Raw genomic sequence first — 25,449 nt, forward strand, 5'->3', positions numbered from 1 at the left:
AACCGGGTGCGGGGCCCGGCTGGCACCTGGCTCAGGAGGTGGTGAGCGCGGCGGCGGTTGGCGATTCCGCGGCAAAGGCACCGCGATAGGCGGCGGCTGGGTGTCGCTCATTGATCCTGTCCGTTCCGAAGAGCTTGGCCCGCAGGGTTCCCTCGCTGTATTCGCTCTGGGCCAGGCCGCGCTCGCGCAGCACCGGCAGCACCTCGTCGGCGAACTCGGCGAACGAACCGGGGATCACCCAGTTGATGACGTTGATCCCGTCGACGCCGGCGTCCTGCCATTCCTGCAAACGGTCCGCGATTTGCTCCGGGGTGCCGACGATCCGTGAGTTGCGCGCCTGGAGCCAGGCCAGGTCCTCAACGAGGGGCTCCCGGTCGGTGATGTGCTTGGACACCCACTCGGTGAACCCCTTGGCGGTGTTCGTGTCGACCTGCGACAGCGGGGTCTTCGGCGGGTACACGCGGCCGGTCTTGTCGACGATGGCCAGGTGGGCCAGGTAGCCCTCGATGGAGACGAACTGGTCATACTCGGCCTCCTTGGCGCGGGCTTCCTCCTCGGTGGAGCCGATGACGAACGACAGCCCGGCGAAGAACTTGATGTCCTCGCCGCGCCGCCCCAGGTCCACGGCCTGCCGGCGGGTGTCCTCGATGATCTGGCGCGCGATCTCCGGGCTCGGCGCGATGATGAAGACGGCCTCGGCATTGCGGGCCGCGAACGCGCGACCGGAGGCGGAACTGCCGGCCTGGAACAGCACCGGGGTGCGCTGCGGCGACGGTGACGGCAGGTGGGGTCCCTCCACCCGGTAGCGGGGCCCCTCATGGTGGATCTTGTGGACCCGTGCCGGATCGGCGTGACGGCTCCCCGACCGGTCGCCCAGCACCGCGCCCTCGTCCCACGACCCCTCCCAGAGCTTGTAGGCGACGTCGACGTATTCGTCGGCCCAGGCGTAGCGCGCGGCATGGTCGGTCAGCTGCGGCAGGCCGAAGTTCCGGGCGCCGTTGTCCTGCATCCCGGTCACGATGTTCCAGGCGATCCGGCCCTTCGAGATGTGGTCCAGTGTCGAGATCTGGCGAGCGAAATTGAAGGGGTGGTTCTGCACCACGTTGGAGGTCGTGGCCAGGCCGATGTGCCGGGTGCTCACGGCGAGCGCACCGAGCAGCACGGTGGGGTCGTTCGAGGGGATCTGCAGCCCTTCCTCCACGTAGACGTCGTAGTCGGCGTCGGAATCCCCATACAAGCCGGAAACGTCGGCGAAGAACATGGCATCGAACTTCGCAGCCTCCAGCAGCTGGGCCAGGTCGATCCAGGTGTCCACATCGTTGAAGCGGGTCTGCCCGGCATCGGGGCGGCGCCACTGCCCATGGTGGATGTGGCTGGCGGTGTTCATGACGAATGCGTTGAAATGCAGTGGCTTGCCCATGGGGTCTCCTCGGAGGGTCGGTGGTGTTGCGGACCATGCTGGCACCCGGGTGCAGCCGCGTCGATGGGCCCGACTTCCGGCGTCGTACTGGGTGATCTGGTGTGGCGAAACCGCGTCACAAGTCCCGATATGACGCGGTGTGGAGGCTGCGCGGGGGCTCCTCGGGGCCGGATGAGACGCCGCATGTCGCGCCGCGACAACGGGTGAAGCGGCGGTGGTGGGAGGTGGCGGATCGCGCGTAGAACTGACGGCAATCCACCGTCCAGCACGCCGATCCGCAGGAGAACCCTCGTGTCCCACCCCTCCCCGGGCCCTTCCCCGGCCAGCCGCCAGCCAGTCCCCCGGCGTCGACCCCACGTCCTGGGCACAGCCCTCGCCGCCACCTCGATGCTGCTGCTTTCGGCCTGCGGCGGCAGTGCGACGGCCGCCGGCACCACCGGCAAGAAGGTCGACGGCGGCACCATCCGCTACGCCCATCTGCAGGAGGTGCCGTGCGTGTACGGCGGCTGGGTGCAGCAGGCCTACCTCTCACGCCAGGTGCTCGATTCGCTGGTCAGCCAGACCGACGACGGGACGATCGTCCCCTGGCTGGCCCAGAGCTGGAGCGTCTCCCCCGACCGCAAGACGTGGACGTTCAAGCTCAAGCCGGGCGTGGAATTCACCGACGGGACGCCGCTGGACGCCCAGGCCGTCGCTGACAACTTCGACTTCTGGATGGGCGGGGGCAACGGCACCGTCCAGGCCCACATCGGCGACTACTACTCCTCGGCGGAAGCCGTCGATGCCACCACGCTGCGGGTCCGGCTGAAGGCGCCCTACGGTCCGCTGCTCTCGGCGTTGAGTCAAGGCTATTTCGGCATCCAGTCACCCACCGCCCTGCGCACACGCACCGAGCAGCAGAACTGCGAGGCGCCCATCGGCTCCGGACCCTTCACGGTCGGCGAATGGAAGCGCGGCGAATCGATCACGTTGCACCGCAACGCCTCCTACGACTCCGCCCCGGCCAACGCCCGGCACCAGGGGCCCGCCTACGTGGACAACGTCGTCTGGTCGTTCGTCCAGGACAACACCTCACGGTACGGCTCCCTGGTCAGCGACGAATCCGACGCCATCGGCGAGGTCCCCACCGTGGACTTCGACGACGCCCGCTCCCGGTTCAACGCCCAGCAGTACGTGACGCCGGGCCGGCCGGTGACGTTGTCGCTGAACACCGTCCACGGCCCGTTCACCGACCGCCGGGTCCGCCAGGCGTTCGCCTATGCCTCCGACCGCAAGGCCAACGTGGACTCGGCGTTCCTGGGCGTCGTCCCGTTCGAGGGCAACGGGTACGTCAGCCAGACCACCCCGGGGTACAACGCGGCCGTCGCGCAGGACTACCCCCACGACCCGGCGAAGGCCGCCGCGCTGCTGGACGTCGCCGGGTGGACCGGGCGGGCCGCCGACGGCACCCGGACGAAGGACGGGAAGGAGCTGTCGGTGGACATCGTGTTCGGCTTGAACTCGATCGTCACCCAGGAGGGGGCCACCGCCCTGCAGAACCTCCAGGCCCAGGTCAAGGAATCGGGCATCAAGGTCAACCTGCACCCGGTCAACCAGTCGGAGTTCTTCTCCGGGACGTACTCGGTCCCCGGGAGCTACGACGCCCAACTGGGCTACTGGACCAGCCCGCACTCCGGCATCCTCTACATCAACTTCCGCGAGACCACCGCAGCGAAGCCGAACAACGCGAACACCACGTTCTACAACAACCCGGGCATCGTCTCCACGATCCGCCACGCACTCTCGGCCGGCACCACCGCCGACGCCAACCGCTACTACGCCCAGGCGCAGCAGCAGCTCAGCGACGAGGCGGTCGCCGTGGGCCTCTACGACCAGACCTCCACGATCGCCAGCCGTCCCGACCTCCAGGGCCTCTGGCTCGAGGCCTCGCAGGGCGAACCCGTGTTCCACGACGCCTACTTCACGGAGTCAGAATGACCACCACCTTGCCAGATACCGCCATCCACCACCCCACACCGGATCCCGCCGTCGCGCCCCTGCCGGCCGAGCCGCCCCGCCGTGCCCTGGTGTTCCTGCGCAGCACCGGGATCCGCATCCTCTCGGCCTTCGGGGTCATCTGGGCGGCGGCCACCTTCACCTTCTTCATCCAGGCGCTGCTGCCCGGGGACCGCGCGACACTGCTGCTGAACCAGCTCACCGGCCAGACCCAGGAACGCACAGCCACCGAGCTGGCCCCGATCAACGCCAAATACGGGTTCGACGACGCCCTCCCGGCGCAGTACCTGCACTTCCTGGCCGGCCTGGTGCGCGGGGACCTGGGCATGTCCTACCAGCTCTACAAGCCGGTCACCGAAGTCATCGGGGACCAGGTGCTCCCCACGATCATCCTGACGTTCTCGGCCCTGGCCGTTGCCTGGGTCATCGCCACGATCTTCACCATCGCCACCGTGCGGCGGGCCGGATGGTTGTCCTCGCTGGCCGCCTCCCTCGAGGCCTTTGCCGCCGGCCTGCCGCAGTACTGGCTGGGGGTGATCCTGCTGGTGGTCTTCGCCCTGGGACTGGGGGCCTTCCCCGTGGTCGGCGGCACCGGGTTCGCCAGCCTGGTGCTTCCGGCCCTGACGCTGGGCATCCCGTTGGCCGGATTCCTCGGCCAGACCATCCGCAGCGAGTTCGCCAGCGCCCTGGACCAGCCGTTCACGTTGACCGCCCGCATGCGCGGCATGGGAGACACCCAGGTCAGGTTGCGCCACGTGCTGCGCCACTCCGTGCTGCCGGGCATCACGCTCAGCGGCTGGGCGATGGGCGCCCTCTTCTCCGGGGCGGTCATTGCGGAAAACATCTTCTCCCGCCCGGGCCTCGGCAAGGTCCTGGTCACCGCGGTGAACAGCCGCGACCTGCCCGTCGTGTGCGGGGTCGTGATCCTGGTGGCCGTCATCTACGTGGTGGCCAACCTGCTGGTGGACCTCGCCTACACCCTGATCGACCCAAGGATGAAAACCGCATGAGCACCCTCCAGATCCCGAAACCCCTGAGGGCCGCCACCGGCCGCGTCCGGCTGGCCTCCCTGCCCCGGGTGCCGATCGGCGCCCTGGTGGGCGCCGCCGTCGTCCTCTTCTTCGTCATCGCCGCCCTGGCGCCCGGCCTGCTCACCGGGGGCGATCCGTTCGCGATCGACCTCGGCGCTGCGCTGCAGGGCCCCAGTCCGCAGCACTGGTTCGGCACCGACCAATCCGGGCGCGACCTCTATACCCGGGTGGTCTACGGGACGCGCGAATCGCTGCTGATCGGCCTCGGCGCCACCGCCCTGGCCGTGGCGATCGCCGTGGTCCTGGGCCTGGCCTCCGGGCTGGGTGCCCGCTGGGTCGACGGGCTGGTCAACCGCGGGCTCGAGGTGCTCTTCGCGTTCCCCGTGCTGCTGCTGGCGATGCTGTTCGTGACCATCTACGGGCCCAGCGTCACCACGCAGATCATCGCCGTCGGGCTCGGGACGGCCCCCGGGTATGCCCGCATGATCCGCGGCCAGGTCCTCTCGGTGCGCACCTCCGGCTACGTGGAGGCGGCCCATGCGCTCGGCCACGGCCGGGCCCGGATCCTGCGCCGCCACCTGCTGCCCAATGCCACCCGGCCGCTGGTCGCCGTGGTCGCCCTGGGCGTCGGCCAGTCGATCGTGTGGGCCTCCGGGCTCGCGTTCCTGGGGCTCGGCGTTGCCCCGCCCTCCCCCGAATGGGGCGCCCTGCTCGACGCCGGCCGCCTGTTCATCACCCACGCCTGGTGGCTGGAGGTCATGCCGGGGCTGGCCATCGTGGCCCTGGCACTGGCCTGCACCACGCTGGGCCGATTCCTCCAATCCAACCTCGAAGGGGCACGACCATGACCACCACCGCCATCCCGTCCGAGACCACCTCCGCTACCCTCCCCACTCCCCCGGTTCCTGCACCGCGCCGGCTGCTCGCCGTGGACCATCTGGACGTGTCCTTCACCGCCGGACGCGGGCGCGCCGTGCGCACCACCCGCGTGGTGAAGGACGTGTCCCTGCACCTGGAGGCCGGGCAGTGCCTGGCGATCGTCGGGGAATCCGGTTCCGGCAAGTCGGTCACCGCCCGCACCTTGGTGGGGCTGCCCGGTGCCGGGGCGCAGGTGGATGCGGACCGCCTCGAGGTGGCCGGGCACCAGGCGCTGCGCCGACCCGAGCGTTCCTGGCGGCGGATCCGCGGGGCGGACATCGGTTTCATCCTGCAGGATGCACTGGTCTCGCTGGACCCGCTGCGGCCCGTGGGCCGGGAGATCGAGGAATCGTTGCGCCTGCACGGTGCCACACACCCCGCGACCCGCCGGGCCAAGGTCCTGGAGTTGTTGGCCAGTGTCGGGGTCCCCGAGCCGGAACTGCGCGCTCTCCAGCGTCCGGACCAGCTCTCCGGCGGGTTGCGGCAGCGGGCCCTGATCGCTTCGGCCATCGCCCTGGATCCCGCGTTGGTCATCGCCGACGAACCGACCACCGCCCTCGACGTCACGGTCCAGGCCCAGGTGCTGGATCTGCTGGCCGGCATGAAGGACCGCGGAACCGGGATCGTGCTGATCAGCCACGACCTCTCGGTGGTCGCCCGGATGGCCGATCACGTGGCCGTCATGCAGGGCGGGGCGATCGTCGAACAGGGCCCCGTGGCCCAGGTCCTGGGCGACCCGCAGCACGAATACACCCGGGCGCTGTTGGACGCCGTTCCCTCCTCGCACACCCGCGGCGTCCCGCTGACCAGCGCCGGCCGGGAAGCACTGTCCGGCAGCGTTGGCCGGGAACGGATCGAACGCCGTGCCGACGCGCCCGCCGTTCTGCGCGCCGAGCATTTGGTGAAGACCTACCCGGGACCCGATGGCCGGCGCAGCACCGTCGTGGATGATGTCTCCTTCGAGCTGCGTGCCGGCGAGACGCTGGGCATCGTCGGCGAATCCGGTTCGGGCAAGAGCACGACGGCGAAGATCGCCTTGGCCATGCTGGAACCGGACGCCGGGCGGGTGCTGCTCGATGGGCAGGCGTGGACCGGGTTGAGCACTGCCCAACGCCGTCCCCGTCGACGGACCGTCACCGCCGTCTACCAGGACCCGCTGGGCTCCTTCGACCCGCGCTGGAACGCCGAGCGGATCCTGCTCGACGCACTTGACGCCGGCGACTACACCACGGCGGCGTCACGGCGGGCGCGGATCGTGGAACTGGCTGCCGCCGTCGGCCTGGCCTCCGAGCATCTGGCCAAGCATCCGCTCCAGCTCTCCGGCGGCCAACGCCAACGCCTGGCGATCGCCCGCGCGCTGGCCCCGGACCCGGAGGTCATCGTGCTCGACGAGGCGGTCTCAGCGCTGGACGTCTCGGTGCAGGCGCAGGTGTTGGATCTGCTCACCGACCTGCAGCAGCGCCTGGGGTTGAGCTACCTGTTCATCTCCCACGACCTGGGCGTCATCCACCACATGAGCGACCGGGTCCTGGTGATGAAGGGCGGCCGTGCCGTGGAGCAGGGGGACGCGGACCAGGTGTTCAACGACCCGCAACATCCCTACACCCGCGAACTGCTCGCCTCGTTGCCGCGGGTGGAGCTGGCCGGGCCCCTGCGCTGAGGCAGTTGCGGCCCGGCCAGCTGCAATCGATCGCTCAGGCGGTACGGCGCTCCTGTCGGGCAAAACGTTCGGGTCGGAACGTTTCAAGCATCGGGTGTCGGACACCAACGCTGATTTCCTTGCTGAGCAACTCACCGGCAACCAGCGCCAAAGTAGCGCCAGAGTGGGTGAAGGCCACGAAGCAGCCCGGCACCCCCTCGAGTTCTCCGAAGACGGGTTCCCCATCGCCCGGGATGGGCTTCCGCCCGATCTTCCATGACGCTGCTGCCAGCTGGGGCGCCCCGTGCAAAACCTTCGACGCTTCCTGGACAAGTTCGTCCACAACCGCCCGGGGAATGTCGTAGGAGCCATCGGCGTGTTCGGTGATGTCCTGCTCATACCAGTCATGATCCAGAGCCAGGGTTCCCCCCGGGTTGGGGCGCAAAGCCACCCGCGGCGTATTCATGACCGGGGGGACCTCGTGATCCCCGGGCTCAGTGATGACCAGCATGGAGACCGGTGATGCATCGTCGATATGGACACCAAGAGGTGCAACGACTTCAGGGGTCTGAGGTCCACAAGCCACCAGAACCGCGTCTGCCGTGAACTTTCCGGCCGTCTCGGTGGTCACCCCGACGGCACGCCCTGCTTCAACGAGAACTTCGGCCCGCCCTGCGTTGAGAACCAGGCGCCCTCCCCGGCGGGAGAATTCCTCCATGAGATGGCTGATGAGGTGGGGCAGGCTAACCCACCCTTCAGCGGCATTGAAGACGGCAGAATCAGGAATCGCCTCGGGGTTTGCGCCCGGCGCCGTTTCGGCCGCCGACGCTGCGTCCAGGAGCAACGATGAGTAGCCCCGGGCCGACTCGGCCTCGTGACGCTGCCCGGTTGTCGCAGAGTTTCCATCCCAGAACAGCCCGCCCCCAAACGACAGCCAGTCGATATTCGGGTACTGCGTCGACAGCACTCGGTAGCGCTCAATGCCTGCCATCCTCAGCTCGTGGTATTCCTTGGTGCGGGTCCCCGCGGAATTGAGCCACGACAGGGACCGCCCGGACGCCCCGGAGGCCAGGCCGGCTTCGGTGACCAAGGTGACGTCCACCGCTTGCCGGAGCAGATGCACTGCGGTTGAAACGCCGATGGCGCCGCCGCCGACGACGATGACGTTCTTGACGGGAGAAGTTTCTTTCATGGTGTTTCCTTCGAATTCAAATAGTTGGGTCAACGTTGTGCCCTGATCAGTGGGACTGCCGGACGTGGTGACGCATGTGGATGTCCTCCAAGATCTCCAGCACACGGGTGGATTCCGCGGGGTCAACAGGGAGCGGACCATCTCCGCGCAACGCAGCGGCGAGCCGGTCGTAGAACTCCGGGTAGGCCCCTGCCGCGAGGTCGATCGGGCGCGCACCTTCTGGTGTGGTGAGCGTGGCCCGTGCTCGTGCGTGGATGCCGTAACCCCGCGCAGCAGGCACCATGCCGTCGGCGAGTTGTGCCTCTTGCGGATCCTTGTCCTGGCTGGTGAAGGTGGCATCACGGCCCACGATGTGAAATCTCGGCCCCACTGCCGGCGTCTTCGAGTTCATCCATAGTCGCGATCGCACCCCCGTGACATGGAGCATCGACACGAACCCGTCTTCGTCTGGCCCTTCATCTGGGGCGTGCCGCACCAGTTCTGCCGAGTACTCGATCGGGACGCCAAAGAGCTCTATGGCCTGATCGACCAGATGGCTACCGACATCCATGAGGATGCCCCCGCCACGATCCGTTGGAGTTGTATCCTTCCAACCTCCAGAACGCGCCGAGAACCACTCGAATCGGGATTCAAAGGTCTGCACCTTGCCCAACTGGCCTTGGGCGGCCAATTGCTTCACGGTGAGGAAGTCTCCATCCCACCGCCGGTTCTGGAAGACGGTCAGGAGACTTCCCGTCGTCCGAGCCGTTTCCATCAGCTGCCGGGCTTCGGCAGCACTCGGAGTGAACGGTTTGTCGACAACGACGCCAATGCCCCGGCGCATCAGCAGTTCCGCCTGGTCCTTATGCCCCTTCGGCGGGGTGCCCAGGACGACGACGTCGACATCGAGGCCGTTGTCCACTGCCGCCACAAATGTGGGTAGGTCCGGAAATACCGGAGTCCCTGGGTGTCGCTTGCGGGCTCTCGCCTCCCGTTGCGGATTCGCGGTCACGATGCTTGCCAGAATGAATTCTGGATGGGCCGCGATCAACGGAGCGTGGAATACACTCCCTGAGACGCCGTATCCGATGACGGCAGCCTTGACCGCCCTACTGCCAGGGCCCATCAGAGCACCTCCGAGAGGAAGCGTTGCAAACGTGGCGACTGGGGGTCGTTGAAGAGTCGCTCCGGCTCGCCGACTTCGACCACCTCCCCCTCATCCATGAAGACGACTTGGTCGGCAACTTTCTTGGCGAACCCCATTTCGTGGGTCACGACGAGCATCGTCATGCCGTTGGCACCGAGGCCGGCCATCAGGTCGAGTACGCCTTTGACCAGCTCGGGGTCGAGAGCCGAAGTCGCCTCATCAAAGAGCATGATCTCAGGTTCCATCGCCAGCGCTCGCGCGATGGCCACACGCTGTTGCTGCCCGCCCGAAAGGTCCCGTGGCCGGTGGTCACTCCGTTCCTCCAAACCGACATCCCGAAGCCTCTCCATGGCCAGCTGGCGGGCAGCCTTCTTGCCCTTTCCTTTAACGTGCCACGGCGCCAGTGCGACGTTATCCAATGCCGAATGGTCCGGAAAGAGATTGAAGTGTTGGAAGACCATCCCCACGCGTCGGCGCAATGCGTCCGGCGGATCTCCCAGCACGGAGCGTCCTCCAACCAGGATGTCACCGGAAGTGGGTTCGTGCAGGCGGTTTACACCCCTGAGGAGCGTGGACTTGCCTGATCCGGAAGGCCCGATGATGCATGTCGTGGTTCCGGCGCGGACGGTAAGACTCATGTCCCGAACGACCGGGATCTGCCCGTAGGCGAGGCTGAGGTTCTTCAGTTCCAACGAAGCACCTCGGAAGGGCGCCCCAGTTTCGGGGACCTCATGTTCTACGTCAAGACGAGTTTTCGTGCTCATTAGTGACCAACTCCAGCCGGTGTGTTGACAGTTAAGCCACTGTCCATTTCCTCGATTTCCTTCAATCCACTGGTGGGCGGTGTCGCCTTCCGGCGTCCGCTCCGGAAGCGCTCATCGATGAAATTGACCAGGTGCGTCAGAGGCACGGTAATGATGAGGTAGAAGACGCCTGCCGCGACAAGCGGCGAAAGGTTTCCCGACAGGACTGCTGCATCCTGGCCAACCCGGAACAATTCCCTCTCGCCAACGAGCAACCCAAGAAAATAGACCAGTGAGGAGTCCTTGATGATGGCGATGAACTGGTTGACCAGCGCCGGGAGAACCCTACGGATACCCTGCGGAACCACTACAAGGGCCATGGCCCTCGCGTATCCCATCCCCAGCGCACGGCAAGCTTCAAGTTGTCCCTTTTCCACACTTTGAATCCCTGCCCGGAAAATCTCACCGATGTAGGCGCTGGAAATCAGGCTGAGGGCAAAGATTCCCAGCGGATACGGGCTCGGACCGAAGAGATCCTGGCTGAAGCGTGCCAATCCCTGCCCGATGAGCAATATCGTCAAGATGGCCGGAAGGCCTCGGAAGAGATCTGTAAATGCCCGTGCAGGCAGCCTGAGCCAACGGGTTGGAGAAATGCTGCAAATGGCAAGCAGCATCCCGAGAACGATGCCGATGACGGTAGCCGACACCGAAATGATCAGGGTGTTGAGCAGACCGACTCGGATGAGTTGCGGCAGGACCTGAACCATGGCACCGAAGTCCAGGAAGGTCCGCGAAAGGGTTTCGAGGGCATCCATCGGTTAGTTCTTTCCGCCACCGGGCAGGTACTGCTTGGGCATCGGCGAGCCGGGGAACCACTTCTCGTAGAGCTTCTTCCACGTTCCATCCTCCATGGATTCGTGCAAGGCCTTGTCCAGGGCCTTCTTCAGTTCGGGGTTGCTCTTGGAGACGGCGAACCCGGCTGGGGCGTCGAAGGATGGGATGTCGGCTGCACTGAGAAGATCGAATTTCTTGGCGTAGTCCTTGGCAGCTTCGTAATCGAGGAAATGGGCGTCCACTGCACCGCTATTCAGCCCCGAGATCGCTGTGTTGTTGTCGGGGAATCGCACCAAATTGGCTTGCGGGAAGTGCTTGACCGCATACGCCTCCTGGAGGCTTCCCTGCACGACTGCAAGACGATGGCCCGCCAAGTCCTTGGCGGATTTGATCCCGGTGTCCTTACGTGTGAGGACGGTGAGATAGCCGGCCAGGTAGCCGTCCGAGAAGTCCACTGTCTGCTTCCGCTCGGGCGTGATGCCGATGGCCGCTACGCCTGCGTCGAATTGTCCGTTCGCCACCGCCGGGAGGATCGCAGAGAAATCCTGCCCGGTGAACACGACTTCGTCGATACCCACGCGGTGGGCCACATCCGTGAAGAATTCAACATCGAACCCGGTGAACTTTCCGGATGAGTCCGTGAATGTATAGGGTTTCGCGTCGCCCAGACTGGCCACACGGATCTGGCCAGGGGTGATCAGATCGTAGGGGTTGTCCTGGGCTTGGGATCCTGCCGATGCGCCGCCACATGCCGTCAGCAGCAGCAGCGAGCCGGCCGCGGCAGCGGCCAACGCGGTCGTCTTGAGTCGGGAGATGATTCTCATGCTGGATTCCATTCTGATCATGGAATGAGACCGGTCTCTTTCTTGAGCGAGTGAGACCGGTCTCACTCTCGGGATATGATGATGAGGTTAGTGATGCAGAACACCACCCGTCAACCCCTGGAGCGAAACTCGATGACCAAGCCCGGCCCTGCACGGGACGCAACCGTTGCCGACGTCGCCCGCCGGGCGGGCGTCTCCAAGGCCCAGGCGGCCCGAGCCCTTGGGGCATACGGCTCCGTCAGCGAGGCAGTGCTGACCAGCGTCCAAGCAGCCGCCAAAGAGCTTGGCTACCACCCCAATCACGTCGCCAAAAGCATGAACACCGGTCGCTCGCATACGGTAGGCGTCGTCGTCGGTGACATCGAGAACCCCTACTTCGGAAGGGTTGTCCGCGGCATCAGCGACGCGGTGCGGGAACGGGGCTACAACGTCATGCTCGTCAACTCCGACGAGCAGCTCGCTGCCGAGCAGGAAGCCGTGCGCGCCCTGCTCGACATGCGCGTAGACGGACTGATTGTTGCACCCGCCTCAGCCGAGACGTCCGACCATCTCCGGGACGCACAGGCGAGGGGCCGTGCACTCGTGCTCTTCGACCGGGGCGCACCCGGCATCGAGGCGGATCTGATCTCGGTGGACTTCCAGGCGGCCTCTGCGGCCTCCACACAGCAACTCATAGATGCGGGCCATGAACGGATCGCTTATATTTCCAGCCTGAGAAGCACCACCCCCTATGCCCCCGGAAAAGACCTCGGACAATCACCGGTCTCCCAACGCATCGGCGGGATTGAAGCAGCGCTGGCCAACGCTGGCCTCCGGCTCGATCCCGCCCTAGTGCGCCTCAACGCCGTTGATCCGGCCGCAGTGGAATCTGCAGTTGACTTCCTGCTAACTCTTGCGGAGCCGCCGACCGCGTTTGTCGCCTCGGACAACATGATCGCGCAAAGCCTCTTCGGCGCCTTGATAGATCGCGGCCTCAGCGTCCCCGGGGACTGCTCATTCGTCATGTACGACGACTTCCCGTGGACGCTCCTCACCACACCGCCGCTGACTGTCATCCGCCAGCCCGTCTACGAGATGGGTGTCGAGGCAGGACGCCGAATCGTCGACCGCATAGAAGGCAAAACGCCGGGGCCGATGCCGGATCTCGAAGCAGCCGTGATCTCCAGGGGCTCCATCGCACCGCCTCGAAAACTGCCTCCTTCGTGAACGGAGCACGGCTACCCACCAAGTAGCAGCAGTCCACAGCCCTCCACGAGGCGCTCCACCAGGTCCGCCGGGGCGTCCTCCGACCACAACGCCATGAGCTTGCGGGAGAGTTGCAGCTCGGGGACCTGGACGGCGACGACCCCCGGCGGGCGGGCGGTCATGGCCAATTGGGGCACCATCGCCGCCCCATGCCCCGCAGCGACCAGGCGCAAGGTGGCGTTGAAGTCATCGCTGGACGCGACGATGCGCGGATGGATGCCCGCATTCGCCAGGACCGAGTCCACCACATTCGCATCGCTCGAGCCGCGTTGGTGGATGATCCAGGGCATCGCGCCCACCTCATCGAGCTCCATGCGCTGGTCTTCCCTATGGCCAACCGCGGACGGAACCACCACCCGGAATGCGTCGTCGGCGAGCCAGTGCCGCGTGACCCCCTGCGGCAGGACCAGGCCCGACTCCCCCACCTGGTAGACCAGCGCCGCGTCGAGTTCACCTCCGGTACGAAGACCTGGCACGACGGCGCTGGGCTCACCGATCGAGATCATCAGCTGCGCACCTGACTCGATCCAGTCCGCCGATTCCAGGAACTTCGCCAGCACGAAGGTTGCCGCCGAGGGGAAGACGCCGACCCGCAATTCCCGAATCCCCGACTCGTGGGCGGCCGCCCCCGCAGCCAGCAACCCCTCGACATCGCGCAACAGCTTCAGCGCGTGTTGGCCCACCGCATGCGCCGTCTGGGTCGGCTGGACACTGCGCGCACTGCGGACGAACAGCCGCATGCCGGTATCGCGTTCCAATGCCGACATCTGCTGGGACACCGCCGAGGCCGTATAGCCCAGCCGGTTCCCGGCAGCGGTGAAGGAACCCAACCGGAGGACTTCGGCCAGCGTTCGCAAGTGCGTCAGATTAAGCATTAGCAGTCCTTGAACTCAGCGCGTTAAACAGTCATGTGACACACATCATATGCTGGGCATTCGTCCCTTAGAGTTAGCGGCACGACCAACAAATGGTGCTGGAAACCGCTGGGGACCCCTTGCAGATCCACGCACGGATCTCCACAGAGGATTAGGAATGCTTCAGCAACACCTGTACGTCAACGCCACGTTCCACACCCAGTGGGCGGGCCGCCCCCGGGCGACGGCATTGTTGGCGCGCGGTGAACGGATCCTTGCCGTCGGATCGCCGGACGAACTCCGCGCCCACGCCACCGGCCCCCTGGAGACCGTCGACCTGGGCGGTGCCACCGTCATCCCCGGGCTCACCGACGCCCATATCCACACAGCCAACTACGCCCGGGAGATCTCGGCACTGGACCTGCGCGGGGTGACCGGCCTGCCCGACGCGCTGGAGCGGATCCGCACCCACGCAGCCACTCTGCCGGAGGGCGCGTGGATCTTCGGCGGACGGTGGGATTTCAACACCTGGGACGTCCCCGTCCAGCCGGACCGGGCGGCCCTGGACGCGGCCACCGGTTCCCACCCGGCGGCCCTGCCCAGCGTCGACGGCCATACCGTCTGGGCGAATTCGGCAGCCCTCGCCGCTGTCGGGATCGATGCCGCCACCCCGGATCCGATCGGCGGGGAGATCGTCCGCGGGCCGGACGGCGAACCCACCGGAATCCTCCGCGAATCCGCCCACGCACCGCTGGAGCAGATCATGCATGGTGCCGCCGCCGGCGACCTGCGCTCCCAGCTCGACCGCGCCCAGCACCGGCTGCTCGCCGCCGGCCTGACGGGCGTCCATGATTTCGACGGCGATGAATGCCGCACCGCCTACGCGTCCCTGCGCGCCGAGGGGAAGCTGCAGCTGCGGGTGCACAAGTCCATCCCGGCCACCTCCCTGGAGCGTGCCATCGACGCGGGCTGGGCGACCGGCGACGGGGATGCCTGGCTGCGCACCGGCCCGGTCAAGCTCTTCTCCGACGGCGCCCTCGGTTCCCACAGCAGCCACATGGGCCACCCCTTTCCCGGCGAGGACGGCAATACCGGGATCGAGGTCACTCCCTATCTCGAATTGCTCGCCCTGGTCCGCCGCGCTGCCGGCGCCGGGATCGCCGTGGCCACCCATGCCATTGGCGACCGGGCCAACCAGCTGGTGCTGGACGCCTACCAGGACCTCGTCCGCCACCCGCTGGATGCCGCGCCCGGCCTGCCGGACAGTTCGCTGCCCGTCCGCCAGCCCCTGCGGCACCGCATCGAACATACCCAGCACCTGCGTCCGGAAGATGTCCAGCGGGTGGCGAGGCTCGGCGTCGTGCCCTCCATGCAGCCCACCCACTGCACCACCGACATACCGCTCGCCTCCACTCTGCTGGCGGGCCGCAATCTGGCTTCCTACGCCTGGCGCTCACTCATCGACGCCGGCGCGCAGCCGGCCTTCGGCTCCGACGCGCCGGTGGAACTGCCCAACCCGCTGCACGGCATCCACGCGGCCGTCACCCGCCAACGCCACGACGGCGAACCCGCCGGTGGCTGGCAACCCGGCGAACGGGTCACCGTCGCCGAAGCGATCGCGGGCTTCACCACCGGGGCCGCACGGGCCTCCGGCGAGGAAGCCCTCAAGGGCCGCCTGCGACCGGGAATGCTCGCCGACTTCACCGCCCTGGCCGCGGACCCCTATGCCATCGATCCCCGCGAACTGCGCGATCTACCCGTGACGGCCACCGCCGTCGGGGGAACCCTGCGCTACCGCAACGACTCCTGACCCACCCATCACCGCTCGAACCCGCACCGAGGAGAACACCATGAACAGCACGCTCATCCGCAATATCCGCACCGGGGCACTGGCCTCGGCCGCCCTGGTGGCGGTCCTGTCCACCACCGCCTGCGGCGGCCAGTCACTGTCCGGCAACGACGACGCAGCTGCCGCCGACCCGTCGGCCTTCTCCGCCGCCCCTGCTCCGACCGAGGACCTCGCGGCCCAGACGATCGACGCCATCAAGCCCGACGCCGAACTGGCCAAGCTGCTGCCCGATGCCGTGCGCACCCAGGGCCTGCGCATGACCACCTCCGAGGGCTACCCGCCGATGGAGCTCTTCGCCAAGGACGGCAAGACCCTCATCGGCGTCGACCCGTCGCTGGGCCGGGCCATCGCCAACAAGCTCGGCGTCAAGATCAGCATCAAGAACGAGGACTTCAACGCCCAGATCCCCGGCATCACCACCGGCCGGTACGACATCATCATGTCCTCGATGACCGACAACGCCGAGCGCCGCGAGACCGTCTCGTTCGTCGACTACGTCCAGGCCGGCAACGGCTGGGTGGTCAAGAAGGGCAACCCGGCGGGCCTGGGCGATCCGATGACCGCGTGCGGGAAAACCGTTTCCGTCGTCGACAACGGCTCCTCGCTCGCCCTGGCCCAGCAGTTCGACAAGGACTGCAAGGCAGCGGACCAGGCCGGCGTGAAGATCCTGAAGTTCACCGGTGACCAGGACGCCATCCTGCAGGTGCGCAATGGCCGTGCCGATGCCGGCATCAACGACTACCCGGTCGCCGCCTACCGCGCCCAGACCTCCAAGGACGTGCTGGATGCCGTGGCCATCCCGGGCGACGAGAGCGTGTGGGGCATCGCGATGAAGCAGGACTCCACCGAGCTCTCGGCGGCGGTGCAGAAGGCGTTGCAGTCGCTGATCGACGACGGCAGCTACGGCAAGATCCTCGAGGCCTGGAACGTGCAGAAGATGGCACTTGAGACCGCGACCGTCAACGACGGGAAGTAGGGGGATTCCATGAGTCCGGCAACACGCCGCAACCACCGGCCGACTCAACTCAGCGGACCGGATGGCACCACCGTCCCGGTCGTCACCCTCAAACACCGTGAACGATGGATCCTCGGTGCGCTGGCGCTGGCCGTGTTCTTCTGGCTCGCGTTCACGATGGCCACCAACCCCAACATCCGGTGGGGGAAGGTCGCCGAGTACCTGTTCTTCCCCAAGATCATCGACGGCATCTGGATCACCCTGATGATCTCCGTCCTGGCCACCGTGCTGGGGCTCGTGCTCGGCGTGGTCCTGGCCATCATGAAGCTCTCGGCCAACCCGGTGCTGAACTGGCTCTCCACGCTCTACATCTGGTTCTTCCGCGGCACCCCCGTGCTGGTGCAGCTGATCTTCTGGTACAACTTGGCCTTCCTGTTCCCGACGCTGGTGATCAAGATCCCCTTCACCAACATCGGGTACCTGTGGAACACGAACGACGTGATGACCGGTTTCACCGCAGCCCTGCTCGGGCTCGGGCTGAACCTCGCGGCCTATTTCGCCGAAACGGTGCGTGCCGGCATCCAGGCGGTCGACACCGGGCAGACCGAGGCGGCCTACGCCCTGGGCATGACGCCGGGCAAGCGCATGCGCAAGATCGTCCTGCCACAGGCGCTGCGCATCATCATCCCGCCGACGGGCAACGAGTTCATCTCCATGCTCAAGACCACCTCGCTGGTCTACGTCGTGGCCGGCAACGACCTGATGACCAACGCCAGCCAGATCTACAAGCAGAACAACCTAATCATGGAGCTGCTGATCGTCGCCTCGCTCTGGTACATGGTCATGACCGCGATCGCCACGTTCTTCCAATCCAAGCTCGAGGCGCACTACGGGGCCGACGCGGTGCGCCTGGTGCGCAAGCCGGGCATGCTGCTCAAGACCGTCAGCGCATCGAAGACCTCCACGCCGCGGGGCGACGATGATGTCGCCACCGCAGGAAAGGACCTCTCATGAACGCCCAGCCCGCCGAGGGGATCCGCGACGCCTCCAGCGCCGCGGCCCCGGGAAAGCTGCACGTCCAGGCCCAGGGGGTGACCAAGTCCTTCGGCAGCCACCAGGTGCTGACCGGCGTCGACTTCACCGTGGCTTCCGGGGAGGTCAGCTGCATCGTCGGCCCCTCGGGTTCGGGAAAATCGACGTTCCTGCGCTGCCTGAATGCGCTGGAGACGTACGACGACGGCACCCTGTTGGTCGAGGGTCGGCACGTCGGGTACGAATTCCGCCAGGGACGCTACTACGAATGGAACACGAAGCAGTTCGCCGCCTTCCGCTCGCGGATCGGGATGGTGTTCCAGCGGTTCAACCTGTTCGGGCACTTCTCCGCCGAGGAGAACGTCGCCTGCGCCCTGCTGGAGGTGCGCGGCTTTTCCAAGGCGAAGGCGCGCACCCGGGCGCTGGAGGAACTCGATCGCGTGGGGCTGGCCGAGCACTCGCACAAGCGTCCCCACCAGCTCTCCGGCGGCCAACAACAGCGGGTCGCCATTGCCCGCGCGTTGGCCATGGACCCGGAGATCATGCTCTTCGACGAACCCACCTCGGCGTTGGACCCGGAGCTGGTAGACGAGGTGCTCGAGGCTATGAAGGCCCTGGCCCACGCGGGCATGACCATGGTCGTGGTCACGCACGAGATGGGTTTCGCCCGGGAGGTCGCCGACACGGTGCACTTCTTCGACGAGGGCGCCATCGTCGAGTCGGGTCCCCCGGCCGATGTGCTGGCCAACCCGCAGATGGACAGGACCCGGGCCTTCCTCGCGAAGGTGCTGTAGGAGCGCTCCCCGCCGATGGACCCGGTGCCCGGACAGATGCTCGACAACCCGGCCGGCGCGGATCAAACTGGGACCCCATCGGCGCGGGATCGGGGACGATCATGAAGCAGGAAATTGCCGCCACAGCCCTGGTGCTCGCCGCCGCCCTGACCGGGTGTGGCCCGGGCAAGGTGGCGGTCCAGGGCAAGGTGGCGGCCCAGGAGATCGCGACACAGCTGGGCACCGGCTCGGACGATGTCAGTCGGTGGATCGCCAAGAATGCCGACGCCGCCGGCACCACGGTGGACGATACGGCGACCACTTGGAGGTCACGCATCGCCTCCACCCCGCGGGCCACCGGGATCCCCAGGACATTCGCCACCGAGACGGCGTGCGGCGCCCTGTCCGACATCCTGTTCACCGATCGGGCCGACGACCCGCTCACCGTCAACGGGGTGCTGGCGGCCGTCGTGGAAGCCGTGGGCTCGGCCAACGGCACCTCCTATGGGACCTATAGGTCACTGAAATCCGAGGTCGACGGGATCACCCAGCAGGTGGCCGAGGGCAAGCCGGTGTACCTGGAGCTCATCCTGCTCCGGCAGACGTATTGCGCGGTGGCCCTGGGTCGCTGAACCCCGCGGGTGCGAGACAGATCACGTCGAAACTAGTTGTCCCTAGGCAACCATTTCGCATATAGTTGACCCAGATCAACCATCTCCCCCCTCTTTTTTGGAGCCCCCTTGTCTTCAGTTTCCACCCCGGAGCGGACGGCCTCGCTGTCCGACTCCGGCATGACCCACCGGCAGGTCATCCAGTCCCTGACTGGACTGCTCATGGGCATGTTCGTCTCGATCCTCGCCGGCACCGTCGTCTCGACGTCGCTGCCCGTCATCCTCTCCGACCTCAATGGCACCCAGACCGCCTACACCTGGGTCGTCACCGCCACGCTGCTGGCCACCACGATCTCCACCCCCATCTGGGGCAAGCTCGCTGACCTGACCAACCGCAAGGTGCTGCTGCAGCTCTCGCTGCTGATCTTCGTGATCGCCTCGGCCATCGCCGGGTTCTCGCAGGACACCACGATGCTCATCACCATGCGCGTCTTCCAGGGGCTCGGCGCCGGCGGCCTGACCGCCCTGAGCCAGATCGTCATGGCGGACATCATCTCCCCGCGTGAACGTGGCAAGTACATGGGCCTCTTCGGTGCCGTCATGGCCCTGGGCACCGTCGGCGGACCGCTCATCGGCGGCTTCATCACCGACTCGATCAACTGGCGCTGGAACTTCTTCATCGCCCTGCCCTTCGCCGCAGTCGCCATCGTCCTCATCCAGAAGACCCTGCACCTGCCGACCCTGGCCAAGCGCAAGGTCAGCATCGACTACGCGGGCATCGTCCTGCTGTCCGCCGGTGTCGCCCTGCTGCTGATCTGGGTTTCCCTGGCCGGCAAGGACTTCGAGTGGGCCAGCGCCACCACCGCCTGGATGGTCGGCGGCGCAGTCATCGCGCTCGTCGCGTTCGTCATCGCGGAGTTCAAGGCCGCCGAGCCGATCATCCCGCTGACCATGTTCAAGAACCGCAGCTTCACGCTCAGCGTGGTGGGTTCCATCTCCGTCGGCGTCTCGATGTTCGGCACCTCCGTCTTCCTCGCCCAGTACATGCAGCTGGCCCGTGGCGCCAACGCCACCCAGTCCGGCCTGATGACCATCCCCATGATGGCCGGGCTGCTGATCGTCTCCACCGTCGTCGGCGCCATGATTTCCCGCCGCGGCAAGTGGAAGGCCTACATGGTCGTCGGCTCCGTGCTGCAGCTGGCGGGCCTGTACTTGTTGGGGACCATCCACTTCGACACCGACTTCGTGCTGGTCTCGGCCTACATGTTCATCCTGGGCGCGGGCCTGGGCATGGTGATGCAGAACCTCGTGCTCGTGGTGCAGAACGCCGTCACCCCAGCAGAAATCGGCGTGGCCTCCTCCGGCATCGCGTTCTTCCGCTCCCTCGGCGGCACCATCGGCGTCTCCGTCCTCGGTGCCATCATGGCCACCAAGGTCACCGACCTGATGGGCGAACGCGCGGCCGATCTGAAGACGGCCATCGCCTCCCTCGGCGCCGGTGGCAAGGACGTCGCCGCGGCCCTGTCCAGCGGCAACATCCCTGCGGTCCACTCGCTGCCCGAACCGGTGCGCGTGGTCATCGAAGCGGCCTACGGGGACGCCGTCGCGCACATCTTCACCGTCGCGGCACCTCTGAGCATCCTGACGATCCTCGCCGTCGTGTTCCTGCCCAACCTGGCGTTGAGCACGCAGACCCGCCACCAGCGGGCCGAGGCCGAAGCCACCGAAACCGAAGGATCCGCGGCTCCCGCCACCACCGAGCTGGAGGCAGCCGAATTGCATCTGGCAGAGGTCAGCGAGGCCACCATCGCGGTGACCCCGACGCTGGACACCGACGCCCTCCCCGTCGTATCGGCCCCGGCACCCGGGAACGACGACGATGCCCGGCTGGCACCGGACACCCCGGCTTCCGGGATTCGTGGCTGAGATGACGCATCTCCCCGACCCGTTCGCCGCTCCGGCCAGCGCCCCGGAATCCGCTCCGGCGCCTCCCGGACTCAGCCAGGCCATGGCCGAGGCGATCGGTGAGGTCGAACAGCAATTCGGTACGTTGATCGTCTCGGCCCGTGCCAGTATCCGCAACCGGGCGGCAGCCATCCACCCGGAGCTGCAGCCCACCGGCTACAAGGTGTTGACCCTGCTGTCCCACCACGGCGCACGCCAGCAGGTCGAATTGGCCGAGGAACTGCAGACCGACAAGGCCATGATGAGCCGGACCATCAAGCAGCTCGGCGAGTTCGGGTTGGTGGCCTGCACCGCCGACCCGAACGACGGCCGGGCGAAGCTGATTTCGATCACCGAGGAAGCCCGGGCGAAATTCGAGGTGACCACCGCCGAGTCACGCCGGCTGCTCTATGACCGGCTGGGCACCTGGGACCAGGCAGAGGTCGAGCGGTTCGCCGAGCTGCTGGCCCGTTTGAACGAGACCAGCGGAGCGGGGCACACCCCCGCCTGACGCTCGTCGTCATCAGCGCCCACGGGACGTGGAACGGGTTCGACCCGTTCCACGTCCCGTTGCTGTCGGCACCCTCCCACCCGGACGGTGTGGCTCAGTACTTCCGTTCGGTGGCGAAGTGCAGTGGCTCCAACTCGGCCCGACGGTGCATCAGTTCGGTGGCGTGTTCGTCCAGCCGCCGGTCCTCGTCGGTGCGGAGAACCAGCTGGGGCACCGCCCCGGCCCGCCCCTGCTCGTCCCGCGACACGAAGATCGTCATGCACTGCGTGGTCTCGCGCCAGGTCCCTGACCGTGGGTCGCGGGCCCTGACGTGTACTGCGATGTGCATGCTGTGTGGCCCGGTGTGGATCAGCCGGGCCTCGAGTTCGACGACGTCGCCGATGTGGATCGGATGCAGGAAGTGGATTCCGCCGGAATAGACGGCCACGGCGTCGTCGCCGCACCAGCCCATCGCACAGGCGCGGGCCACCTCGTCGATCCACCGCATGACGATCCCGCCATGGGCATTGCCACCCCAGTTCACAACGGCCGGTGACGCCAGGAACCTGAACTGTTGCCGCGGCGTCGTTCCCGCGTCCGTGTACTCCTGGGCGCGCATGAGGTCGCGGATGGCCGAGCGGGCCACGATGCGTTCGGCCGCACCGCGGGAGAGCTGCTCCGTCTCCGGGTCGGAGGGGCGCCACGGCGGAACCGGTGTGGGCCGGCCGTGCTCGTCCATCGCCACGAAGGCCAGGATGCAGTCCATCGCCGGGCGGAAGACCCGCTCGCGGACGTCGGCGGCATCGACGGTGACCACCACCTGCATGCTGCTGCGCCCGGTGTGCACGATGCGTGCGGTGACCTCGATCAGGTCGCCGTTGTGGATGGGGCGGGTGAAGTGCACGTTGCCGACGTAGGCGGTGACGCAGTAGCCGCCGCTGTAGCCCACGGCGCAGGCATACCCGGCCTTGTCGATCCATTCGAGCACGCGACCGGCCTGCACAGTCACCCCGTCCTCGGACACGTCGGTGGGTGCTGCCAGGAACCGCAGCGTCATCACGTCATTCATGGGGACATGGTAGCCAACAGATCCCCCTGCGGCGCTTTTCCGGCGCCGCAGGGGGCGGGCCCTACCGGGGCAGGAAGATCCCGTTCCCCGGTCCCAGCGGCAGGTCCAGGAAGAAGAACACGCTCAGGACGCCGACCCAGGCCACCCAGAACGGGATCACGAAGGGCAGCATGCGCGCCATCAGGGTGCCCAGGCCCGCGTGCGGCTCGTATTTGCGCAGCATGGTCAGCAGCACGATCATGTACGGATTCAGCGGCGTGATGACCTGCGTTGCCGAGTCGCCGACCCGGAAGGCCGCCTGGATGAACGCCGGTTCGTAGCCCAGCAACACGAACAGCGGGACGAAGACCGAAGCCATCAGCGTCCACATGGCAGACCCCGAGATGATGAAGAGGTTCAGGGCAGAGGCCAGGATGATGAAGGCGATGATGGCCGGGTAGCCGGTCAGGCCGATCGATTCGAGACCGCCGGCCCCGGCCACCGCAATCCACTGGCCGATGCCCGACCAGTTGAACAGGGCGATGAACTGCCCCAGGATGAAGGCGAGCACCAGGAAGCCGGTCATGTCGCGGACCGCCTCGCCCATCACCCGGGGCACGTCCCTGCCAGTGCTGATGGTGCCGATCATCTTCCCGTAGACCAGGCCCGGGAGGGTGAACATGCAGAACACGATGAAGACGATGGACTGCAGCAGGGGCGACTTCGGCAGGAAACCGCCATCCTCGTTGCGCCACGGTGACCCGGGTACCAGTGCGGCGACCACCATGACCACGGCGAGCACCAGCCCGGACAGCACTGCGAGTTTCAGAGCCCGCGATTCAGCACTGGTGAGCTCGGGGTCCAGGGTGCCGAACTCCTCGACCTCGCCGGTTTCGGCGTCACGCTGCTCCGTGGGCACTCCCTGGCGGGTCAGACGCGGTTCCAGGATCCGGTCGATGATGAACCCGGCCAACAGCATCAGGATGAACGAGGACACGATGTTGAAGAAGAGGTTCGAGACGGGAGTGACCACGGCACCGGCGTTGGGCATCGACGCGGTGACCGCCGTCGTGATCCCCGAGAACAGGGCGTCGAGGCTGGTGACGAGGAAGTTGGTGGAATAGCCTGCACCGGCGGCCGCGAAACCACCCAGCAGCCCGGCGACGGGATGCCGGCCGGCGGCCTTGAAGACCAGGGCCGCGAGCGGCGGGATGACCACGAAGGCGGCGTCGGCCATGATGGATCCGGTCACGCCGACCACGCCCACGGCGTAGGGCAGCGCCCAGCGCGGGGCGGAGCCGAACCCCTTGCGGATCAAGGCGGCCAGCAGTCCCGACTTCTCGGCGACACCCACGGCCAGCAGGATCGGCAGCACGGTGGCCAACGGCGGGAACCCCAGGTAGTTGGTGCCGATGTTGGTGGTCAGCCAGGTCAGGCCCTCGGCGGTGAAGAGCCCCTTGATGGCCGTGGCCTCATCACTGCCGGGAAGCTGGACAGTGACCTGCGCCCACGACATGGCCGTGGAGACTACAGCGGTGAGCGTGAAGAGGATCAGGAACAGCATGAAGGGGTCCGGCAGCTTGTTGCCGACCCGTTCAACCCCGGAGAGGAACCGGTCCATCCCGCCGGGGCGCTTGGTGGTCAGCGTGCTCATTTCGTGCCCGCGCTTTCGGTGATCCGCCCGCGGGAATCCGCAGCCAACTGGTGCAGGCGGGACTCGGCCAGCTGCGCATAGAGGGCAGCCCCGTCGGCCAGGACCCCGTCGTCGTAGATCGCCTGGGGTGAATGGTTGAATTCGACGGTGTCCAGATCGGCGCCGGGTACGGCAGCCCCAAGACCGACGAAGGCTCCGGGTACCTGCTGGAGGACCCGGGAGAAATCCTCCGAGGCCGCCAGCGGCTGCTTCATGCTGAGCGTGCGATCGCGCCCGAACAGTTCGCTGGCGGTGGCATCCACGAACCGGGCCTCGTCGTCGTTGTTGATGGTGGCCGGGTAGCGCGGACGGAATTCGACGTCGGCGTCCAATCCGTGCGCCCGGGCGATCCCGCCCAGGAGCTGGGGCGCGAGTTCCTGGAGGCGCTCACGGGAGGCCGCCGAGAAGGTCCGGACGCTGGCCTCGAAGTAGGCGGAGTCGGGGATGACGTTCGATGCCGTCCCGGCGCGCAGCAGTCCCACGGTGATGACCACGGGGTCGAAGATGTCGAACTGCCGGGTCACCGCCACCTGGAGGGCCGAGATCATCTCGGTGACCACGGCGATCGGGTCCTGGGCCTTGTAGGGGGCCGAGCCGTGGCCGCCGGTACCCAGCACCGTGACGATGAGCGTGTCGGAGGCCGACATCATGATGCCCGGACGCGTCAGGAACGTGCCGTGGTCGACGAGACCGGAGAAAACGTGCATGCCAAAGGCCGCGTCGGCCCGCCGGCCGGCCAGGTCCAGGATGCCCTCGTCGATCATGTGTCCTGCCCCGTTGAGGCCCTCCTCGCCCGGCTGGAACATGAAGACGACGTCGCCGGGAAGGCGGTCACTGCGCGCGGCCAACAGGTGCGCGGCACCGGTCAACATCGCTGTATGCATGTCGTGCCCGCAGGCGTGCATGGCCCCGTCGACGGTGGAGGCATACGGCACGCCGGTCCGCTCCTGCACCGGCAGGGCATCCATGTCCCCGCGCAGCAAGACCACCGGGCGATCGCCGTCGCCGTCCTGCGCCGCGTCCGGGTGGGCGGTCCCGCGCAGCACGGAACCGATCGACGTCAACCCCCGGCCCAGCGTGGTCTCGAGGGGAAGCCCCTCCAGTTCGGCCAGGACCCGCTCCTGGGTGCGGGGCAGATCGAGCCCGATCTCCGGTTCCTGGTGCAGCGCATGACGCAGCCGGATCAGCTCCGGCTTCATCTGGTGGGCGGTCTCGAGGTACGACATGCGGCAG

22 protein-coding genes are annotated in these 25,449 nt (G+C 66.9%); 12 read left to right on the forward strand and 10 right to left on the reverse strand.

What is annotated here, in order from left to right:
* Positions 1–31: 31 nt before the first annotated feature.
* On the reverse strand, positions 32–1,420 hold the full coding sequence (locus ABD088_RS15400; RefSeq protein ID WP_343902852.1) for an NtaA/DmoA family FMN-dependent monooxygenase: 1,389 nt from the start codon (positions 1,418–1,420) through the stop codon (positions 32–34).
* Positions 1,421–1,711: 291 nt separating this feature from the next.
* Here ABD088_RS15400 and ABD088_RS15405 point away from each other — a divergent pair, with 291 nt between their 5' ends.
* From ABD088_RS15405 to ABD088_RS15420, 4 genes are read left to right on the forward strand one after another with little or no spacing between them, the layout of a single operon-like run.
* On the forward strand, positions 1,712–3,397 hold the full coding sequence (locus ABD088_RS15405; protein WP_343902853.1) for an ABC transporter substrate-binding protein: 1,686 nt from the start codon (positions 1,712–1,714) through the stop codon (positions 3,395–3,397).
* Positions 3,394–4,425 (forward strand): ABC transporter permease, encoded by a 1,032-nt coding sequence (locus ABD088_RS15410; RefSeq protein ID WP_343902854.1) that lies wholly within the window; start codon positions 3,394–3,396, stop codon positions 4,423–4,425. Before ABD088_RS15405 ends, ABD088_RS15410 begins: the two co-directional genes overlap by 4 nt.
* Positions 4,422–5,294: an ABC transporter permease gene (locus tag ABD088_RS15415; protein ID WP_343902855.1), complete on the forward strand. Its 873-nt coding sequence runs from the start codon at positions 4,422–4,424 to the stop codon at positions 5,292–5,294. The genes ABD088_RS15410 and ABD088_RS15415 overlap by 4 nt, the downstream gene beginning before the upstream one ends.
* Complete coding sequence (locus ABD088_RS15420; protein ID WP_343902856.1) at positions 5,291–7,024, forward strand: dipeptide ABC transporter ATP-binding protein; 1,734 nt, start codon at positions 5,291–5,293, stop codon at positions 7,022–7,024. Before ABD088_RS15415 ends, ABD088_RS15420 begins: the two co-directional genes overlap by 4 nt.
* Positions 7,025–7,058: 34 nt before the next feature.
* Here ABD088_RS15420 and ABD088_RS15425 read toward each other — a convergent pair whose 3' ends face one another.
* Genes ABD088_RS15425 through ABD088_RS15445 form a run of 5 tightly spaced genes read right to left on the reverse strand, consistent with a single transcriptional unit; the run spans position 7,059 to position 11,722 of the window.
* Positions 7,059–8,195: an NAD(P)/FAD-dependent oxidoreductase gene (locus tag ABD088_RS15425; protein ID WP_343902857.1), complete on the reverse strand. Its 1,137-nt coding sequence runs from the start codon at positions 8,193–8,195 to the stop codon at positions 7,059–7,061.
* 46 nt (positions 8,196–8,241) lie between these two features.
* On the reverse strand, positions 8,242–9,300 hold the full coding sequence (locus tag ABD088_RS15430) for a Gfo/Idh/MocA family protein (protein WP_343902858.1): 1,059 nt from the start codon (positions 9,298–9,300) through the stop codon (positions 8,242–8,244).
* Positions 9,300–10,085 (reverse strand): amino acid ABC transporter ATP-binding protein, encoded by a 786-nt coding sequence (locus tag ABD088_RS15435; protein ID WP_343902859.1) that lies wholly within the window; start codon positions 10,083–10,085, stop codon positions 9,300–9,302. Before ABD088_RS15435 ends, ABD088_RS15430 begins: the two co-directional genes overlap by 1 nt.
* Positions 10,085–10,879, reverse strand: a complete 795-nt coding sequence (locus ABD088_RS15440) for an amino acid ABC transporter permease (RefSeq protein WP_343902860.1) — start codon at positions 10,877–10,879, stop codon at positions 10,085–10,087. The genes ABD088_RS15435 and ABD088_RS15440 overlap by 1 nt, the downstream gene beginning before the upstream one ends.
* 3 nt (positions 10,880–10,882) lie before the next feature.
* Positions 10,883–11,722, reverse strand: coding sequence for an ABC transporter substrate-binding protein (locus tag ABD088_RS15445; protein ID WP_343902861.1), 840 nt, complete (start codon positions 11,720–11,722; stop codon positions 10,883–10,885).
* 93 nt (positions 11,723–11,815) lie between these two features.
* Here ABD088_RS15445 and ABD088_RS15450 point away from each other — a divergent pair, with 93 nt between their 5' ends.
* Positions 11,816–12,928 (forward strand): LacI family DNA-binding transcriptional regulator, encoded by a 1,113-nt coding sequence (locus ABD088_RS15450; RefSeq protein WP_343902862.1) that lies wholly within the window; start codon positions 11,816–11,818, stop codon positions 12,926–12,928.
* An 11-nt stretch (positions 12,929–12,939) separates the two neighbouring features.
* On the opposite strand, the gene ABD088_RS15455 is transcribed toward ABD088_RS15450, so the two are convergent.
* On the reverse strand, positions 12,940–13,842 hold the full coding sequence (locus ABD088_RS15455) for a LysR family transcriptional regulator (RefSeq protein ID WP_343902863.1): 903 nt from the start codon (positions 13,840–13,842) through the stop codon (positions 12,940–12,942).
* 157 nt (positions 13,843–13,999) lie between these two features.
* Here ABD088_RS15455 and ABD088_RS15460 point away from each other — a divergent pair, with 157 nt between their 5' ends.
* The 7 genes from ABD088_RS15460 to ABD088_RS15490 all read left to right on the forward strand — a co-directional run bounded on the left by ABD088_RS15460 (position 14,000) and on the right by ABD088_RS15490 (position 21,496).
* Positions 14,000–15,631 (forward strand): amidohydrolase, encoded by a 1,632-nt coding sequence (locus tag ABD088_RS15460; RefSeq protein WP_343902864.1) that lies wholly within the window; start codon positions 14,000–14,002, stop codon positions 15,629–15,631.
* Positions 15,632–15,671: 40 nt separating this feature from the next.
* Positions 15,672–16,646, forward strand: coding sequence for an ABC transporter substrate-binding protein (locus ABD088_RS15465; protein ID WP_343902865.1), 975 nt, complete (start codon positions 15,672–15,674; stop codon positions 16,644–16,646).
* A 9-nt stretch (positions 16,647–16,655) separates the two neighbouring features.
* Positions 16,656–17,639: an amino acid ABC transporter permease gene (locus tag ABD088_RS15470; protein ID WP_343902866.1), complete on the forward strand. Its 984-nt coding sequence runs from the start codon at positions 16,656–16,658 to the stop codon at positions 17,637–17,639.
* Positions 17,636–18,451: an amino acid ABC transporter ATP-binding protein gene (locus tag ABD088_RS15475; RefSeq protein ID WP_343902867.1), complete on the forward strand. Its 816-nt coding sequence runs from the start codon at positions 17,636–17,638 to the stop codon at positions 18,449–18,451. The genes ABD088_RS15470 and ABD088_RS15475 overlap by 4 nt, the downstream gene beginning before the upstream one ends.
* A gap of 101 nt (positions 18,452–18,552) precedes the next feature.
* The gene (locus ABD088_RS15480; protein WP_343902868.1) at positions 18,553–19,062 is read left to right on the forward strand and encodes a hypothetical protein; all 510 of its coding nucleotides are present in this window, start codon (positions 18,553–18,555) and stop codon (positions 19,060–19,062) included.
* Between the two features lie 159 nt (positions 19,063–19,221).
* On the forward strand, positions 19,222–20,967 hold the full coding sequence (locus ABD088_RS15485; protein ID WP_343902881.1) for an MDR family MFS transporter: 1,746 nt from the start codon (positions 19,222–19,224) through the stop codon (positions 20,965–20,967).
* Between the two features lies 1 nt (position 20,968).
* Positions 20,969–21,496 carry a MarR family winged helix-turn-helix transcriptional regulator gene (locus ABD088_RS15490; RefSeq protein WP_343902869.1) on the forward strand — a complete coding sequence of 176 codons (528 nt, stop codon included), beginning with the start codon at positions 20,969–20,971 and terminating at the stop codon, positions 21,494–21,496.
* A 94-nt stretch (positions 21,497–21,590) separates the two neighbouring features.
* Here the strand turns inward: ABD088_RS15490 and ABD088_RS15495 are convergent, their stop codons facing one another.
* From ABD088_RS15495 to ABD088_RS15505, 3 genes are all read right to left on the reverse strand, one after another.
* Positions 21,591–22,544, reverse strand: a complete 954-nt coding sequence (locus ABD088_RS15495) for an acyl-CoA thioesterase (RefSeq protein ID WP_343902870.1) — start codon at positions 22,542–22,544, stop codon at positions 21,591–21,593.
* A 61-nt stretch (positions 22,545–22,605) separates the two neighbouring features.
* A complete protein-coding gene (locus ABD088_RS15500) occupies positions 22,606–24,177 on the reverse strand; it encodes an AbgT family transporter (RefSeq protein ID WP_343902871.1) in 1,572 nt (523 codons plus the stop codon).
* Positions 24,174–25,442: a M20 metallopeptidase family protein gene (locus ABD088_RS15505; RefSeq protein WP_343902872.1), complete on the reverse strand. Its 1,269-nt coding sequence runs from the start codon at positions 25,440–25,442 to the stop codon at positions 24,174–24,176. The genes ABD088_RS15500 and ABD088_RS15505 overlap by 4 nt, the downstream gene beginning before the upstream one ends.
* Between the last annotated feature and the right edge of the window lie 7 nt (positions 25,443–25,449).

Origin of the sequence: Arthrobacter rhombi (genome assembly GCF_039526245.1) — a bacterium.
GTDB lineage: Bacteria > Actinomycetota > Actinomycetes > Actinomycetales > Micrococcaceae > Arthrobacter_H > Arthrobacter_H rhombi.

Coding starts and splice junctions, on each gene's coding strand:
- ABD088_RS15400 (WP_343902852.1), bottom strand. CDS start 1,420: ATGGGCAAGCCACTGCATTTCAACGCATTCGTCATGAACACCGCCAGC.
- ABD088_RS15410 (WP_343902854.1), top strand. CDS start 3,394: ATGACCACCACCTTGCCAGATACCGCCATCCACCACCCCACACCGGAT.
- ABD088_RS15415 (WP_343902855.1), top strand. CDS start 4,422: ATGAGCACCCTCCAGATCCCGAAACCCCTGAGGGCCGCCACCGGCCGC.
- ABD088_RS15420 (WP_343902856.1), top strand. CDS start 5,291: ATGACCACCACCGCCATCCCGTCCGAGACCACCTCCGCTACCCTCCCC.
- ABD088_RS15425 (WP_343902857.1), bottom strand. CDS start 8,195: ATGAAAGAAACTTCTCCCGTCAAGAACGTCATCGTCGTCGGCGGCGGC.
- ABD088_RS15430 (WP_343902858.1), bottom strand. CDS start 9,300: ATGGGCCCTGGCAGTAGGGCGGTCAAGGCTGCCGTCATCGGATACGGC.
- ABD088_RS15435 (WP_343902859.1), bottom strand. CDS start 10,085: ATGAGCACGAAAACTCGTCTTGACGTAGAACATGAGGTCCCCGAAACT.
- ABD088_RS15440 (WP_343902860.1), bottom strand. CDS start 10,879: ATGGATGCCCTCGAAACCCTTTCGCGGACCTTCCTGGACTTCGGTGCC.
- ABD088_RS15445 (WP_343902861.1), bottom strand. CDS start 11,722: ATGAGAATCATCTCCCGACTCAAGACGACCGCGTTGGCCGCTGCCGCG.
- ABD088_RS15450 (WP_343902862.1), top strand. CDS start 11,816: ATGCAGAACACCACCCGTCAACCCCTGGAGCGAAACTCGATGACCAAG.
- ABD088_RS15455 (WP_343902863.1), bottom strand. CDS start 13,842: ATGCTTAATCTGACGCACTTGCGAACGCTGGCCGAAGTCCTCCGGTTG.
- ABD088_RS15460 (WP_343902864.1), top strand. CDS start 14,000: ATGCTTCAGCAACACCTGTACGTCAACGCCACGTTCCACACCCAGTGG.
- ABD088_RS15465 (WP_343902865.1), top strand. CDS start 15,672: ATGAACAGCACGCTCATCCGCAATATCCGCACCGGGGCACTGGCCTCG.
- ABD088_RS15470 (WP_343902866.1), top strand. CDS start 16,656: ATGAGTCCGGCAACACGCCGCAACCACCGGCCGACTCAACTCAGCGGA.
- ABD088_RS15475 (WP_343902867.1), top strand. CDS start 17,636: ATGAACGCCCAGCCCGCCGAGGGGATCCGCGACGCCTCCAGCGCCGCG.
- ABD088_RS15480 (WP_343902868.1), top strand. CDS start 18,553: ATGAAGCAGGAAATTGCCGCCACAGCCCTGGTGCTCGCCGCCGCCCTG.
- ABD088_RS15485 (WP_343902881.1), top strand. CDS start 19,222: ATGACCCACCGGCAGGTCATCCAGTCCCTGACTGGACTGCTCATGGGC.
- ABD088_RS15490 (WP_343902869.1), top strand. CDS start 20,969: ATGACGCATCTCCCCGACCCGTTCGCCGCTCCGGCCAGCGCCCCGGAA.
- ABD088_RS15495 (WP_343902870.1), bottom strand. CDS start 22,544: ATGAATGACGTGATGACGCTGCGGTTCCTGGCAGCACCCACCGACGTG.
- ABD088_RS15500 (WP_343902871.1), bottom strand. CDS start 24,177: ATGAGCACGCTGACCACCAAGCGCCCCGGCGGGATGGACCGGTTCCTC.
- ABD088_RS15505 (WP_343902872.1), bottom strand. CDS start 25,442: ATGTCGTACCTCGAGACCGCCCACCAGATGAAGCCGGAGCTGATCCGG.